This is a genomic window from Ignavibacteriales bacterium (genome assembly GCA_016709155.1).
GTDB lineage: Bacteria > Bacteroidota > Ignavibacteria > Ignavibacteriales > Ignavibacteriaceae > JADJEI01.
The window spans coordinates 1435227-1450932 of the sequence record JADJEI010000001.1 but is presented as its reverse complement, the minus strand read 5'-3'; the positions used below and the strand labels follow the sequence as shown (position 1 = coordinate 1450932).

Genomic DNA, 15706 nt, shown 5'->3' with positions numbered 1-15706 from the left:
AGTTTCCTTCAAGCATGTTGTACTGATTTATTAACTTCAAATTATTTTAGATTCATTTTAGCAATAGTTCGACTGAGAATCAATTTATTTTAAAAATTAATTATTCTAAATATCGGATAAATCATTTCACCATTATCGAAAAATGGAGAGCGTCTATAGAAGAAATCCAACCTTTCAAGTGGATTAAGCCTGAAATATTCATCCACCTTTACTAAATGGAAAAACTCATTTCTTAATTTCACATTGTCATCTAACATTTTTTTAGCGTAAGGCTCCATTACAAAATCTTCAGCATATTCTTTTCTTTCGAAGAATGCATTGAAGAAGCCCCAGCTTACAAATGAATCTGGAGACTTTGGTTCGAATAAATTTGCAATAACCCTGATTGTCCGTTGATTAGTTGGTACGATAAAAGTTCGATTCGGTAACAAAACTTCTTCTGTTGTTGTCTCGTGTTCAACATCAACTAATAATCTTCCTTCGTATGGTCGCTTCCAAAATTCTGCTTTGGTAAATCTATATTTTTCAATCCGAACTTTTGCGTTGTCTTCCAATTGAAAATATGCAATTCGGTGACAGTTTAATATTTCAATAATATTAGTGAATTGTTTAGGTATTGAATATGCAAGCGGCAGGGTTATGGAATCCCCGATTATAGATTTATTGAAAATGGGAATATCAAATTCGGTTTTAGAATTTGTAAATCGTGTAATCAGTGCCCCGGTGATCGGACTTTCTTCCTGATATGATTTGAACCCCTTAAATCTCATCCTTTCAAACTTATCAGTAAGAATAAAATGAACCGGAATTTTATTTTTCTTTTTAAAAAACTCAACTACTGAGCTTTCGTCAGCTCTTTTATTTAGTCTCTTAATTTCTTTAAAGTTTTGATTTATAAATTCCAAAGAATGAAGCATCATTGACTTTGTTGAGAAAACTCTGTTCTTAAAAGGTTTTAAACTGTGAGTCTCAACGAGCAGGCAAATTCGATTTTGCACAGCACAATATCCTGTAGATAGTCTCGGCATTAATGGGACATCAACAATTCCCGATTCAAGAGTACTGCCTTTAAATTCAATATAAGGAGCGGTTAGAAAACCATCTTGCTCAACATGTTGAAGAAAGAAAAGGTAAATATTTTTTTTTGACGAATGTAGAAAGTAGAGGATGAACATTCTGAAATTTCTCAATACCATAAGTAACATGATATTGATAATCTGCGCCGTTAGTGGTGTGGTTATCAATCATAAAATCAGGAAGCCATGCAGAAAACATTTTTAACCACGAACGCATTTCAGGAGTATCAGCTTTCATGTAATCGCGATTAAGATTTAAATTTTGCGAAGTGGTTCGCCAGCCCATTTCTTTTGGTCCATTTTGATTTGGACGATTATAGTAGCTCAATCTTTCGTGACCATCAACATTAAACACCGGTATTATTAAAAGAATAATATTATCGAGCAGATATTCTTTTTCTTTTGTGATTAGAATTTCTCGCAGTAAAAGCATACAAGCATCTTTGCCTTCAATCTCTCCGGGATGAATTCCATTTTGAATAAGTACAACTGCCTTACTGCTTTTAGCTGCTTCTTCAGGAGTGAATTCATTCCCTTTCGATATAACTAAAAGTTTTATTTCTCTTCTTTGCGGGCTAATTCCAATTGTTAATAATTTTGCGTACGGTGATTCAACTTCAAACTTTTGAAAATATTTTATTGTGTCGCTATAGTTTGGTGATTCGAGAAAATTTGAATTTTCAAAATGGGTTAGCCACTGTTGCGGAATTTTCTTCCTATTAATTTTTCTTTTTTCCATTTGTTGATAAATTTTATTTCTCAATCAATATGATAACGCATAATTGGTCTTGACGCAGATCTTCGTTCAACTTCAACAAACCCTGCTTGTTTAAATGCCGAATAAATACCCGTGTGTGCAAATACATCCGGCATTTCTTTATTCTTTGGCTCGTGCGGGTAGCCTTCAACAATTTTTGCACCTTTCTTTCTAGCGTGATTAACCGCAGCTTTAATCAGTTCGATACTTACTCCTTTATCTCTAAAATCTTTGTGTATGAAAAAAACAAACAATGACCAAACTGGTCGCTCGTCTACTTTTTCAGTACTCTTGAACGATCCAGCACTGGAAAATTTTCGCGGGGTTCGATTGAGCACCAGCCTACAGGCTGCTTTTTATGATAAGCAAGTAATCCGGGCACTCTTCCCTTGTTAACAATTTGCTTGAAAGATTTTTTATTTCCCGCACCCTTTTGCTTTTCATAAACTGATCTTGATATTCTCCACCACATGCACCAGCAGCCTCCAACAGCCCCGCGCTCTCCAAATAGTGCTTCTAGATCATTCCAATTGTTCTTCTTCAGTTCTCTTATTTGAAGTTTCATTAATGGCTATTAATATTAAAAAAAATTTATTTGTAAAAGATAAATTTGAATCTTAATTCAGGCAACGATATTTTCACTCGGACTAAAAAAAATAATTATGTCAAATGAATAATACCAATTACAAATTCCATTTCAACTATGAAAAAAATAATTAAAACGAGAAAAAACCCGCCGGCATCTCACCAGGTTCATTCATCTATACCGGAGATAAAAAATCTCAAATTATTTCAATTTCTTTAATCCTCTATTCAGAAAATATTTTCGAAGAAAAAACTTTTGAGGATGTCGAGAAAATATTTCCACTGATTAATAATGACACTCTAACATGGATAAATATCAAAGGATTAAGCAATGTAGATGCGCTTGAAAAAATTGGCTATCAGTTTGGAATACATCCTTTGACCATCGAAGATATTTTGAATACAGAGCAGCGCCCAAAGGTTGAAGATTTTGATGATTATCTCTTCATCGTCGCACGAATTTTTTTCTATTCGCAAAATGAACTGAAAAGTGAGCAAGTAAGTTTAATCTTAAAAGAGAATTTACTCTTAACGTTTGTCGAAAATGATACTGATCCATTTAAAGAGATTTTAGCAAGGCTGAAAAGCGGTAAGGGTAAAATAAGAAAATCAGGAAGCGACTATCTTGCTTACGCATGTATTGATGCAGTTGTTGACAGTTATTTTTTCCTGCTTGAAAAACTTGGCGAAACTATCGAAGTACTTGAAGATCAAGTTATCACTTCACCACAGAATAAAAATGTTCACAGAATTCATAACCTTAGAAGCGAAATGATTATGCTGCGAAAATCAGTTTGGCCGCTGAGAGAAGTGATCAACATTTTGCAAAGAAGAGATTCGCCATTAATCAAAAAAAGTACTGAAATATATCTTCGCGACGTTTATGATCATACAATTCAAATAATCGAAACAATAGAATCACTCCGCGATATTGTGAGTGGAATGCTTGATACTTATCTATCAAGTTTGAGCAACAGAATGAATGAGATTATGAAAGTCCTAACTATTATCTCAACGCTTTTTATTCCGCTTACTTTTCTTGTAGGTGTTTATGGAATGAATTTCAAAATCATGCCGGAGTTAAATATCCGCTGGATTTACCCCTGGGGTTTCTGGATATTTTCTTTTACACTGATTGCCGGAATGCTTTATTATTTTAAAAGAAAAAAATGGTTTTAGTCTTTCTTTAATTTGTTTTTAAATATTTTTTCAAACTTCTCCACTTTCGGTGTGATCACATAAGCACAATAGCCTTGATTGGGGTTATTCTCGTAATAATCCTGGTGATAGTCTTCTGCCTTATAAAATTTTTTAAATGGAACTATTTCTGTTACAATAGGATCATTCCATAAGCCGGCTTTGTTTAATTCATTTTTATAGAATTCGGCTTTTTGTTTTTGTTCTTCGTTATGATAGAAAACTGCGGAACGATACTGTGTACCGGTGTCAGCTCCTTGTTTGTTAAGGGTGGTGGGATCGTGGGTCTTCCAAAAGATTTCGAGTAATTCATCATAAGTGATTTCTGTTGAATCAAACATTAATTGAATTGCTTCTGCATGATTAGTATTTCCATTGCTTACTTGCTGGTAACTCGGATTTTCAATTGTGCCGCCGGTGTACCCGGATTCAATTGAATAAACTCCTTTTACTCTTTCGAAAATTGCCTCCGTGCACCAAAAACAACCGGATGCAAATGTAGCAGTAGTAAGATTTTTATTTTGTACTTCATTCATATTTTTTTTATTCTTTATTTGGTTTTCATTTTTAGATTCCTGGCAGCCTTGCAAAACCACAGTTGAAAAAATTGTTAAAACTAAAATCATTGTTCGCATATAATTTCTCCATCGCTTTCTGAAATTGATTATAGAATTTAATTCGTAATTAACTGAAAGATATTCAATGGAAAATATCAACAATATTAATAGGACTGATCAAGGCAATTTTTGAGTGAACAATTCCTTGTGCTTCTGTACAGCAAGTTTGTATAGTTCAATATATTTCTCAGCAGAGCGCTGCCACGAAAAATCACTGGTCATCCCGTTATATATTATTTTATTCCAGACTTCTTTAGTATGGAAAACATTTACTGCGCGCTCTAAAGATTTGTATAAAGCAAAACCAGAGTGATCGTAAAAGGAGAATCCATTGCCATGAGTGGAGCCGTAGTGCATTTCTTCATCCCAATCTTTAACTGTATCGGCAAGTCCGCCGGTTTTTTTTACAACCGGAACAGTTCCGTACTTCAAACTATAAATTTGATTGAGCCCGCAAGGTTCATACCGCGAAGGCATCAAAAATATATCCGAAGCAGCTTCGATCAGATGAGAAAGTTCATTATTAAATCCTAAATAGGCTGATATTTTTTGAGGGAGGTGTTTGTGAAGCATGCGAAATAATTCTTCATATTGCTCCTCCCCGCTGCCAAGAATAATCCATTGTGCGTTTAACCCCATTATCGAATTTAAAGCCTCGGAAAAAATGTCAAACCCTTTTTGTTCAACTATACGGGAAACAATTCCTATCAACGGGACATTCTCATTGAACGGCATATTGAAATGTTCGAGAAGGAATTTTTTATTTTTTATTTTGCCCGACATATCTTTTAATGAATAATGAAATGGAATGTACTTATCAGTTTCAGGATTCCATTCATTATAATCCACTCCATTTAAAACACCAAACAAATCTTCGCTTCTTGAGCGAAGTACAGCATCGAGCCCCGCGCCATATTCGGGAGTCAGAATTTCGTGTGAGTATGTGTTGCTGACAGTATTAATAATTTCAGAAAACAAAATTCCTGTTTTCATAAAAGAAACGGATCCATCGTGTTCAACAGGACCATTCGGATAAAATAAATTTCCTCGTATTTCAGCAGCGGCTATAGTTGATTTTGAAAATCTTCCCTGATAACCAATGTTATGAATAGTAAAAAGCGTTGCTGTGTTGTCAAACATTCTATCCCACTTATAATTATCTTTTAAATAAAGCGGGATCAACCCTGTTTGCCAATCATTGCAATTAATAACGTCGGGTATCCATCTTAGACGCTGCAATGTTTCAATTACACTTTTTGAAAAAAGGATAAATCTTTCATCTTCATCCAAATCGTTTGTATAAATTCTACCGCGGTGAAAATAGTGCGGACAATCAATAAAGTTTACCTCTACGTTCGAATCCGGCAGCATTGCCTGATGAAGATGAACAGAACGAACATACCCGTTCACTCTTATCGGCATTTCGCCGATCGTCCAATTGTATCGAAGACCAAATTTAGTTTCGTCTATGGAAGAGTATTTCGGAATAAATAATTTTACTTCGCACCCGAGTTTATCGAGTGCTTTTGGAAGTGAGCCGGCAACGTCTGCCAGTCCTCCTGTTTTTGCATAAGGAACTGCTTCTGCCGCAGCTATGGCTATTTTCATTTTCATATCTTTTTAATTTCTTTATTGAAAAATAGAAAATCAATTATGCAGATAAAATTGTTTTTTCAGAAATAGTGCATAATTTATTTCAAAGATTTATCTTTTATATTAATAACAACGGAGACAAAATGGAAACTTCAATTAATTCATTAAAAGTTTTTACTTCCGGACGTAAGGAAAATCCATCTATTATTTTTGTACATGGCTTCCCATTTGATCACTCCATGTGGAATAATCAGGTCGAAGAGCTTAAAGATAAATATTTCTGCGTTACTTACGACGTTCGCGGACTTGGTGCTTCACCTGCGGGGGATGGTCAATATACTCTCGAATCATTTGTTGATGATCTTGAATCAATTATTCAAATGTTGAAGCTGAACAGTCCGGTTTTGTGCGGTCTTTCTATGGGTGGGTATATTTCTCTTCGTGCTCTCGAGCGAATACCAAATAAATTTAAAGCAGCAATACTTTGCGATACAAGATCGGAATCAGATACCAATGAAGGGAAATTAAAAAGAGCAGCAGCAATTAAATTGATAAACACAAATGGAGTAAAAGAATTTGTTTCCGGGTTTGTTCCAAATTGTTTTTCGGAAAATTTTATGAAGCAAAACAGCGATATTTATTTAGCAATTATTGAAACATCAATGGCTTCAAATCCGATTGCTGTTAAAGGATGCTTGCTTGCAATGTCGGGTAGAACAGATTCTTCACCATCGCTTTCGACTTTAAAAATACCTGTTTTGGTTTTATGCGGTGACGATGATAAACTAACCCCACCTTCAGTAATGAAATCAATGGCAGATGAAATCCCGGCGGGTAAATTTAGCATTGTTCCAAACTCCGGTCATATGTCGCCGGTCGAAAACCCGGATTTTGTCAATGAACAGATCAACAGCTTTTTAGCATCTATTATCTGATATTCATTTTTATTTGAATGGCTGTATAATTTGATAAACCCACCAACGGGAGTTTAACTTGATTTTTTCTAAAACATCTTTTCCCTAAGTTTGAACATCAAGTAAATAGAGGTTTTTATGAAAAAAATATTTCTTTCTTTATTCATTTCATTCTTATTCATCCAAAATTCTTCTGCCATCGAAGGCAGATTTATGCGCTACCCCGACATCTACAAAGATAAAATTGTTTTCACTTACGAAGGCGATCTATGGATTGTTAGTTCAAACGGCGGAACTGCTGCACGAATTACTAATGCGCCGGGAAATGAGTGGTCTGCAAAGTTTTCTCCCGATGGAAAAACAATTGCCTTCACTGCCGAGTACGACGGCGGGACAAATGTTTATTCAATTCCTACCGAAGGTGGAACCCCCACCCGTCTGACTTACAATCCCGGCGGTGCTCAGACTATTGGATGGACTCCGGATGGCAACCGCGTTGTTTATCGTTCCTTCTTTGAAAATTATATTATGCGCGATCCCAATCTTTATTTCGTAAACAAAAATGGAAGCGCGCCCGAACGTTTCCCGATTGACCGCGGTGTGCTTTGCAGTTTTAACTCTGACGGCAGTAAAATGCTCTATTGCAGAAAAGGTCAGGAGGAATATTACTGGAAGCGTTACAAAGGCGGGTGGTATCAGGATATATGGATGTATGATTTTTCAAAAAATGAATTCACGCCAATCTCTGACTACGTTGGTAAAAACAGTTACCCGATGTGGATAACTGATAACTCGATGTATTTCGTTTCAGACCGTACGAATGGAATTTCTAATCTTTATTTTGAAAATCTTACCACTAAAGAAATTCATCAGGCAACTGAATTTAATGACTTTGACGTAATGTGGGCAGAAACTGATGGCGAGCAAATTGTGTTTATTCAGAACGGATACATTAATATTCTTGACTCAAAAAATAATTCAACTAAAAAAATATCTGTAAACATTCCTTCTGATAGATGGGCACTTCGTGATAGAGTGATCAATCCAAAAGATTATGTGCACTTTATGAATGTGTCGAATGACGGAAGCACTGCCTTGATTGAAGCGAGAGGCGATTTGTTTAATGTTTCAACCGGCAAAGGCGGCAGCAAAAATTTATCGAACACTTCCGGCACGCGTGAGATGTATCCTCAAATTTCTCCCGATGGGAAATGGATTGCTTTTTTCTCAGATAAAACCGGAGATTATCAATTGTACATTCAACCTGCAGAAGGCGGGGAGTGGATTCAGCTTACCGATAATCTTGAAAGATTTGTGTATCACCTTTTGTGGTCGCCTGACGGAAAGAAAATTCTTTTTGGCAATAAAGATTTCAAATTATTTTACATAGATGTTGATTCGAAAAAGCTTGTTGAAGTTGACAAATCAAATCAACTTAAGAATGATGAATTCTATTGGGAAGAGAGCGATTACAGCTGGTCGCCCGATAGCAAATGGATCGCTTACAGCTTTACAAATTTTAACCGCAACAATGTGATCTATCTTTACAGCCTTGAGCAGAATAAAAAATTTGCAATCACTGATGATTTCTTCGATAATCTTAACCCATCCTTCGATGCAAATGGAAAATATCTCTATTATCTTTCGAGTAGAAATTTTGATATTCAAATGGATTTTTATGAGGATAACCATGTTGTCACCACACCGCAGCAGGTGATGGTTGTTCAGCTTCGCGATAACGAAACTCCACCCTTTGCCGATCCGGTGGTGAAGATTCAAACATCAAGTGATGAATCTTTCAGGATTGACCTCGATGGAATTAAAAATCGAACTTATCCCCTTCCTGTTGATGCCGGAAATTACTTCTACCTTAAAGCAGGAAACGGAAAAATATTGTGGTGCTCGGTTGATAAGTTCACCGAAGATGAGTATGAGCAGATTTTCAAACCCGGAAATGACACTAAATGGAACCTTCATATTTATGATATGGCTTCAAAGATGGAAAACATTCTCGATGAGAAAATCAGGGATTACGATCTTTCAACAAACAGAGAAAATATAATTTTCAGAAAAGAAAAAGATTTTTTCACTTCGTCAGTTAATGATGTTTTCAAATCGAAAACTTTAGGCAGTAAATTAAATCTTGATAAGATGAGTTACACAGTCAACGTTTACAATGAATGGAATCAGATATTTGATGACTGCTGGCGTTTCTACCGCGATTTCTTTTATGATAAAAATTTCCACGGACGCGATTGGAAGGCAATGGGTGAAAAATACAAAGCATACATTCCATACCTTTCCTCGCGAAACGAATTAAACTGGATGATGTCGCAGATGGTTGGCGAGCTTTGTGTTTCGCATACTTATGTTGGTGGGGGTGATAATGATTTGTGGAAGTCACCCGAATCGAAAATGTTTACCGGCTGGCTTGGCGCTGATTTAAAAGCAGATAATTCCGGCTTCTACAAGTTTGAAAAAATCTATGGACCAACGGAGTGGTTCCTTTCTTACACTTCACCATTGTCACGACCTGACATTGATTTGAAAGAAGGAGATTATCTTATTGAAATCAATGGAAATGAAATTAAGGCCCCGGATGACTATTTCAAATATTTGCAAGTAACCGATGGACAAACAATAACGGTAACCGTAAACAGCAAACCCTCAAAGGATGGTGCAATAACTTACGAGGTTAAACCTATTAAAAATTCTTCTCAACTGCGTTATGCAAGATGGATTACCGATAACATTAAGTATGTGCTCGATAAATCCAACGGCAAACTTGGTTACATGCATATTACAGCAATGGGTTCGGGGGGGATAGGTGAGTTCGATAAATACTGGCGTGCTTTCCGATACAAAGAAGGATTGATAATTGACGTAAGAAGAAACAGCGGCGGCTGGACCGAATATTTCTTAATTGATAAGCTCGAACGAAAAATGTCTTCTTATAATGTACTGCGCGATATGGAACCGTTCAGATACCCGGGCAGCACTTCAACCGGAAAGTTTGTTGTTGTTTCAAATGAGTATAACGGTTCCGACGGCGAAGCGTTTGTGGAAGATTTTAAAGCTAACAATCTCGGTACAGTTGTGGGCGTTCCATCATGGGGGGGATTGGTTGGAATTATAAATGCACAAACTACAATTGACAATGGAAGCATCAATCAATCCAACAATGCATTTTTTGGTGAAGAAGGGAAATGGCTTGTGGAAAATCACGGTGCCGATCCCGATATTTATATTGATAACGATCCCGCTTCAATGATGATGGGAAAAGACAATCAGCTTGATAAAGCGATTGAAACAGCGCTTCAAAAAATTCAAGATGATCCGTTTACTTTTCCAACTGTGCCGGATTATCCTGTGAAGTAATATGAACAAAAGGCGGTTCAAAATCTTCAATCAAAAATTTTGAAGATTACCAGAACGATTGGTCTAAATGAATTGAAAGGCTGCTTTATCCGTTACCTAACGGAGGCAGCCTTTTTTAATTATTTGAAATGATTGAAAATTACTTTTATTGTTAAAGAATATTTAGCGGGGAGGATTTTATTTTGAGATTACAGTCAGATAATAAAATGTATTGCAAATCTTGCGCTTAATTATAAATTGAACTAAGTTTACCCCTGTTAATGATGGCGCACATTGAAGAAAGAGATGATTTAGGTTTTGAAAAGGTGAAATTACCGCTTGATACGATGCTTAAATATGTGAATGTAAATAAAGAAAAAAATAATAATAATATTTTTCTAAGGAGGAAAATTTATGAAAAGAGCAGCTTTATTTATCACCTTCGTAATTCTTAGTAATATTACAAATGCTCAGTGGGTGCAAACAAATGGACCGGGTGGCGGCATTATTGAATGCTTCGCCGTCTCGGGCTCGAATCTCTTTGCCGGAACTTATGACGGCGGAGTCTTTCTTTCCACCAACAACGGCACAAGCTGGACTGGAGTCAATAACGGATTGATGTATCTTAAAGTAAATGCTCTTGCCGTCAGCGGCACGAACCTCTTTGCTGGAACTGAGTTCGGCGGAGTCTTTCTTTCCACCAACAACGGCACAAGCTGGACCGAAATCAATAACGGCTTGACGAACACTATTGTCAAGGTTCTTGCCGTCAGCGGCACGAATCTCTTTGCCGGAACTGATTACGGCGGAGTCTTTCTTTCCACCAACAACGGCATAAGCTGGTCGGCGGTCAATTCTGGTTTGACCAATACTATTGTAATTGCCCTTGCCGTCTCTGGCACGAATGTCTTTGCCGCAACTTATGGTGGTGGAGTCTTTCTTTCCACCAACAACGGCACAAGCTAGTCAGCCGTTAATTCTGGTTTAACGACTCCTTATGTAATTGCCCTTGCCGTTTCGGGAACGAATCTCTTTGCCGGAACTGGCGACAGCGTCTTTATCTCCACCAACAGCGGCACAAGCTGGTCGGCGGTTAATTCCGGCTTGACCAATACTAATGTTCAGGCCCTTGCCGTCTCGGAAACAATTCTCTTTGCCGGAACTTATGGCGGTGGTGTCTTTCGTTCCACCAACAACGGTACAAGCTGGACGGAGGTCAATTCTGGTTTGACTGATACTGAAGTCTATGCCCTTGCCGTCTCGGGCACGAATCTCTTTGCCGGAACTTTATTCGGCGGTGTCTTTCTTTCCACCAACAACGGCACAAGCTGGAATGAAGTCAATAACGGCTTGGCTAACACTGATGTCAAGGCTTTTGCCGTCAGTGGCACGAGTCTTTTTGCCGGAACTAATTACCGCGGTGTCTTTTTTTCCATCAACAACGGAACAAACTGGACTGCGGTCAATTCTGGTTTGACTGATACTGATGTCTATGCCCTTGCCGTCTCGGGCACGAATCTCTTTGCCGGAACTTGGGGCGGCGGAGTCTTTCTTTCCACCAACAACGGCACAAGTTGGACTGGAGCCAATAACGGATTGACGAACCTTAAAGTAAATGCTTTTGCCGTCTCGGGTGCGAATCTCTTTGCCGGAACTGAGGGCGGCGGAGTCTTTCTTTCCACCAACAACGGCTCTAACTGGACCGAAGTCAATAACGGCTTGACTAACTCTCTTGTTTTGTCTCTTGCAGTCTCGAGCTCGAATCTCTTTGCCGGAACTGGCAACGGTGTCTTTCTTTCTACGAACAACGGTACAAATTGGACAGCCATCAACAATGGTTTATCTATGTATGTTTCTGTATATACTCTCGCAGTCTCTGGCACGAATCTCTTTGCCGGTACTGGTTACCACGGCGTCTTTCTTTCCACCAACAACGGCACTAGCTGGACGGCGGTTAATAGCGGCTTGACGAATCTTTTGGTAAATGCTCTTGCCGTCTCCCCCAATGGAGCAGGGGGCGCGAACCTATTTGCCGGAACTGGCGGCGGGGTCTTTCTTTCCACCAACAACGGCACTAGCTGGACGGAGATTAATAATGGATTGACCAATACTTATGTCTTAGCCCTTTCCGTCTCGGGCGCGAATCTATTTGCCGGAACTTACCACGGCGGCGTCTGGAAGAGACCGCTCGATGAAATGATTCCTGTAGAACTCACATCATTTACAGCATCAGTAGGGGAAAATAAAGTTCTTCTTAACTGGGCAACGGCAACTGAAACTAATAACCAGGGATTTGAGATTGAAAGAAAACTATTCGGCAGTAATTATGAAAAAATTGGATATATAACTGGTTTCGGAACGACAACCGAACCAAAATCATATTCATTTACAGATCAAAATGTTACAAGTGGGAAATATTCATATAGATTAAAACAGATTGATTTTGACGGAACATTTGAATACTCAAACACAATTGAAGTGGAAATAAGTACACCATTAGAATTTTCACTTGAACAAAATTACCCCAACCCCTTCAATCCAACTACAACAATAACTTTCTCAATTCCAGAGAAAAGTTTTGTAACGCTTAAAGTTTATGATATACTTGGAAGAGAAATTGCAGTACTTGTAAATGAAGAACTCGAAACAGGTAACTTCGAAAAAACATTTGAAGCAAGCACTCTTTCAAGTGGTGTTTACATTTATAGAATCACTACAATGAAGGATGGAAAAAATTTATTCAATGAATCGAAGCAGATGATGTTGATAAAATAATTAAATAAGGATCACTACTCAAAACCTCCGATGGCAATGCCATCGGAGGTTTTTATCATTCAAGTAATATTCACCTTCCAATCCCTTCCCATCCGCAACTATTTCCCAGATAAACCCATCCAAACCTCGAAAATTGCCAAAAATCGCACAGCGGATGTCATCCGCGGTACGCCTTGTACCGCCAGGGGTACACCGGAAAGGATCCGCGATACCCCCGAAATCACCTGCGATATCCCCGATATTGCCGGGCGTACTCCTGTTAAAAAGTGGGGTATCCCGCACGCAATCCGGCGCATCCCTGCGTCACCGGCGGTACCCCCGATGACATCCGCGGTACTCCTGGCGCCATCAGCGGTAACCCCGGTGAAATCCGCAATACCCCCGATAACGTCCGGTGTATTCTGGCGACATCCGGCGTATCCCCGATGCAATCCGTTGTACACCGGATTTCATTTATACTAAGCTGATCAATACTTTTCTTAAAGAAGATCAAATATTAAAGGGGAAATTTTTGACCGTACGGAAAAGTCCGTTGAATTAATAATCATTAATTTATAGAATTGCCTAAGCAGTTTGAGGCTCTGGTTGTCTCTGCCGTGTTTTCACAATAACAGCTGGATAGATTTCTGCCTGCTTCAAAAAAGTCCCGCCAAAAAAGCGGGACTTTCTATTTCCCACCTTTATTTCTTAATTTTATTTTCAAAATAATAAGGCTTCACATGAATTTTAACCGATCAGCAGGAATTCTTCTTCACCCCACCTCGCTTCCGGGCAAATTTGGAATTGGTGATCTTGGTAAAGAGTGTTTAAATTTTATTGATTTTCTTGAAACCTCCGGGCAAACACTCTGGCAGGTTTTTCCGTTAGGTCCAACCGGCTATGGCGATTCCCCCTACCAATGTTTCTCTGCATTCGCAGGCAATCCAATCTTGATTAGTCCCGAAAAACTTTTTGAGGAAGGATTGCTGACTGCCGAACAAATATCCTATCCGAAATTTGATCCGCATCAAATAGAATATGGCGGGATAATTAATTTTAAGAAAAATCTGCTTTTCTCAGCATTTCAAAATTTCAAAAAAAATAAAAACAAGCAGGCAGATGAGTTCAATAAATTTTGTGAAGATCATTCCGGTTGGCTGGAGGATTTTAGTTTGTTTATGGCAGCTAAGGAATTTCATGGCGGCGGGCTTTGGACAAACTGGGAGAAAGATTTGGTTCTTCGTGAAGCATCCGCATTAAAAGAATGGCAGATAAAACTTGCAGATGATATTCTTTATCAAAAATTTATTCAATTTCAATTTTTCAAACAGTGGAAAGCTGTTAAAAATTATGCGAACACAAAAGGAATAAAAATAATCGGCGATATGCCTATCTACATTGCTTATGACAGCGCTGATCTATGGGCTAATAAAAATTTATTCACTGTTAATGAAGAAGGCAAACTTGAAACAGTTGCCGGTGTTCCGCCGGATTATTTTTCGCCAACCGGACAGCTTTGGGGAAATCCGCTTTACCGCTGGAAGGAAATGGAGAAAGATGATTTTCTTTGGTGGAGGAAAAGATTTAAAGGTCTGCTTGAACTGATAGACATTATTCGCATTGATCATTTCAGGGGGCTTGATGCTTATTGGGAAGTTCAGGGGGATGCAATAACTGCCGTTAATGGGCGGTGGGTAAAAGCTCCCGGTGAAAAACTTTTTAATTCTATAAGCAAACATCTTGGTGAGATTCCGATTCTTGCAGAAGATCTTGGTGTAATTACAAAATCAGTTGAAGCACTCCGCGATAAATTTAATTTCCCCGGAATGAAAATTCTTCAGTTTGCTTTTGGCGAAAAGATGGAGACGAAATTTCTGCCGCATAATTTTGTTTCCAATTGTGTTGTTTACACCGGTTCACACGATAACGATACTACCCGTGCTTATTTTGAAAAGGCAAAAATTGAAAGAAGAGATATTTACGATCATGTGAAAAATTATCTTAACATTCAAAGTGATGATATCACTGCTAATCTTATTCGTGCAGCTTATGCTTCAGTTGCAAACATCGTTATAATTCCAATGCAGGATATTTTAAATCTTGGCGGTGAAGCAAGAATGAATTTTCCCGGAAAACTTGGCGGGAATTGGAGCTGGCGTTTTACCTGGAATCAAATTCCGGAATTTCTTCCGGCATCTTTGAAAAAACTTGCTGAGCTTTACGAGCGTCCGCCAAAACCCAAAACGGAAAAAGATGAAGAAATTAAAGTTGAGGAAGAATGATGTTTGACTACATTAAAAATATTTTACTCGGCAAAAATATAAGCGGCGTTAATTCTGTTAGTGAAAAAGAAGATAATAAAATTCAAATAGCTACGTGCGCATTGTTCCTTGAAATGGCAAAATCAGATTTGAATTTTACCGAAGAAGAACGCAGCCACATTTTTGAAACAATGAAAAATATTTTTCTACTCGATGATGAATCTGTAAATGAGCTATTAAAACTTTCAGAGTCGGAAGTAAAAGAAAGTATCAGCCTTTACGAATTCACAGATACAATAAATCAGCATTTTTCAAATGAAGAAAAGTTTGAACTGTTGAAAAATTTATGGAAGCTAATCTTTATTGATGGTAAAATAGATGCGCACGAGGAAGGCTTAATCAGAAAAATTACCACGATGCTCAACCTTGAGCATCGTGATATGATAGATTCAAAAATAATAGTAAAAAAAGAATTAAAAATGTAGAGACAGTCCGCAAGGTTCAATTTTGTCGAGGCTGTCTTAAAAGTAATTTTTACTGTCACACTCAGTGGCAATGCCATCATCCTTCGACAAGCTCATCCTTCGACAAGCTC

Annotated in this window: 14 protein-coding genes; 8 read left to right on the top strand and 6 right to left on the bottom strand. The window is 38.0% G+C overall.

Annotated features, from left to right (window positions below; genetic code table 11):
• Positions 1-89: 89 nt before the first annotated feature.
• The 4 genes from IPH11_07045 to IPH11_07030 are packed head-to-tail and all read right to left on the bottom strand — an operon-like array spanning position 90 to position 2398.
• The gene (locus IPH11_07045) at positions 90-1175 is read right to left on the bottom strand and encodes a hypothetical protein (GenBank protein ID MBK6913416.1); all 1086 of its coding nucleotides are present in this window, start codon (positions 1173-1175) and stop codon (positions 90-92) included.
• Complete coding sequence (locus IPH11_07040) at positions 1108-1815, bottom strand: hypothetical protein (GenBank protein ID MBK6913415.1); 708 nt, start codon at positions 1813-1815, stop codon at positions 1108-1110. The genes IPH11_07045 and IPH11_07040 overlap by 68 nt, the downstream gene beginning before the upstream one ends.
• Before the next feature lie 20 nt (positions 1816-1835).
• The gene (locus IPH11_07035) at positions 1836-2087 is read right to left on the bottom strand and encodes a hypothetical protein (GenBank protein MBK6913414.1); all 252 of its coding nucleotides are present in this window, start codon (positions 2085-2087) and stop codon (positions 1836-1838) included.
• 20 nt (positions 2088-2107) lie between these two features.
• Positions 2108-2398, bottom strand: a complete 291-nt coding sequence (locus IPH11_07030) for a hypothetical protein (GenBank protein MBK6913413.1) — start codon at positions 2396-2398, stop codon at positions 2108-2110.
• A 176-nt stretch (positions 2399-2574) separates the two neighbouring features.
• Between IPH11_07030 and corA the strand changes: the two genes are divergently transcribed.
• The gene (corA, locus tag IPH11_07025; protein MBK6913412.1) at positions 2575-3597 is read left to right on the top strand and encodes a magnesium/cobalt transporter CorA; all 1023 of its coding nucleotides are present in this window, start codon (positions 2575-2577) and stop codon (positions 3595-3597) included.
• Here the strand turns inward: corA and msrA are convergent.
• Positions 3594-4250, bottom strand: coding sequence for a peptide-methionine (S)-S-oxide reductase MsrA (msrA, locus tag IPH11_07020; protein ID MBK6913411.1), 657 nt, complete (start codon positions 4248-4250; stop codon positions 3594-3596). The two genes, corA and msrA, sit on opposite strands and share 4 nt — an antisense overlap.
• Positions 4251-4349: 99 nt before the next feature.
• Positions 4350-5840, bottom strand: coding sequence for a glycogen synthase (locus IPH11_07015; protein ID MBK6913410.1), 1491 nt, complete (start codon positions 5838-5840; stop codon positions 4350-4352).
• Between the two features lie 128 nt (positions 5841-5968).
• Here IPH11_07015 and IPH11_07010 point away from each other — a divergent pair, with 128 nt between their 5' ends.
• From IPH11_07010 to IPH11_06980, 7 genes are all read left to right on the top strand, one after another.
• Complete coding sequence (locus IPH11_07010; GenBank protein MBK6913409.1) at positions 5969-6760, top strand: alpha/beta fold hydrolase; 792 nt, start codon at positions 5969-5971, stop codon at positions 6758-6760.
• A gap of 117 nt (positions 6761-6877) precedes the next feature.
• Positions 6878-10117, top strand: coding sequence for a PD40 domain-containing protein (locus IPH11_07005; GenBank protein ID MBK6913408.1), 3240 nt, complete (start codon positions 6878-6880; stop codon positions 10115-10117).
• A gap of 260 nt (positions 10118-10377) precedes the next feature.
• On the top strand, positions 10378-10551 hold the full coding sequence (locus IPH11_07000) for a hypothetical protein (protein ID MBK6913407.1): 174 nt from the start codon (positions 10378-10380) through the stop codon (positions 10549-10551).
• Positions 10511-11062, top strand: coding sequence for a hypothetical protein (locus tag IPH11_06995; protein ID MBK6913406.1), 552 nt, complete (start codon positions 10511-10513; stop codon positions 11060-11062). The genes IPH11_07000 and IPH11_06995 overlap by 41 nt, the downstream gene beginning before the upstream one ends.
• Before the next feature lie 138 nt (positions 11063-11200).
• Complete coding sequence (locus IPH11_06990) at positions 11201-12871, top strand: T9SS type A sorting domain-containing protein (protein MBK6913405.1); 1671 nt, start codon at positions 11201-11203, stop codon at positions 12869-12871.
• A 719-nt stretch (positions 12872-13590) separates the two neighbouring features.
• Positions 13591-15132: a 4-alpha-glucanotransferase gene (gene malQ, locus IPH11_06985; protein MBK6913404.1), complete on the top strand. Its 1542-nt coding sequence runs from the start codon at positions 13591-13593 to the stop codon at positions 15130-15132.
• Positions 15132-15596, top strand: coding sequence for a TerB family tellurite resistance protein (locus IPH11_06980; protein ID MBK6913403.1), 465 nt, complete (start codon positions 15132-15134; stop codon positions 15594-15596). The genes malQ and IPH11_06980 overlap by 1 nt, the downstream gene beginning before the upstream one ends.
• The last annotated feature ends 110 nt before the right edge of the window (positions 15597-15706 follow it).

Excerpts from the sequence above, each read along its gene's own strand:
- IPH11_07005 (MBK6913408.1), top strand. The coding sequence starts at position 6,878 with ATGAAAAAAATATTTCTTTCTTTATTCATTTCATTCTTATTCATCCAA.
- IPH11_07015 (MBK6913410.1), bottom strand. The coding sequence starts at position 5,840 with ATGAAAATAGCCATAGCTGCGGCAGAAGCAGTTCCTTATGCAAAAACA.
- IPH11_07010 (MBK6913409.1), top strand. The coding sequence starts at position 5,969 with ATGGAAACTTCAATTAATTCATTAAAAGTTTTTACTTCCGGACGTAAG.
- IPH11_07040 (MBK6913415.1), bottom strand. The coding sequence starts at position 1,815 with ATGGAAAAAAGAAAAATTAATAGGAAGAAAATTCCGCAACAGTGGCTA.
- IPH11_07000 (MBK6913407.1), top strand. The coding sequence starts at position 10,378 with ATGATGGCGCACATTGAAGAAAGAGATGATTTAGGTTTTGAAAAGGTG.
- IPH11_07030 (MBK6913413.1), bottom strand. The coding sequence starts at position 2,398 with ATGAAACTTCAAATAAGAGAACTGAAGAAGAACAATTGGAATGATCTA.
- msrA (MBK6913411.1), bottom strand. The coding sequence starts at position 4,250 with ATGCGAACAATGATTTTAGTTTTAACAATTTTTTCAACTGTGGTTTTG.
- IPH11_06980 (MBK6913403.1), top strand. The coding sequence starts at position 15,132 with ATGTTTGACTACATTAAAAATATTTTACTCGGCAAAAATATAAGCGGC.
- IPH11_07045 (MBK6913416.1), bottom strand. The coding sequence starts at position 1,175 with ATGTTCATCCTCTACTTTCTACATTCGTCAAAAAAAAATATTTACCTT.
- malQ (MBK6913404.1), top strand. The coding sequence starts at position 13,591 with ATGAATTTTAACCGATCAGCAGGAATTCTTCTTCACCCCACCTCGCTT.
- IPH11_06995 (MBK6913406.1), top strand. The coding sequence starts at position 10,511 with ATGAAAAGAGCAGCTTTATTTATCACCTTCGTAATTCTTAGTAATATT.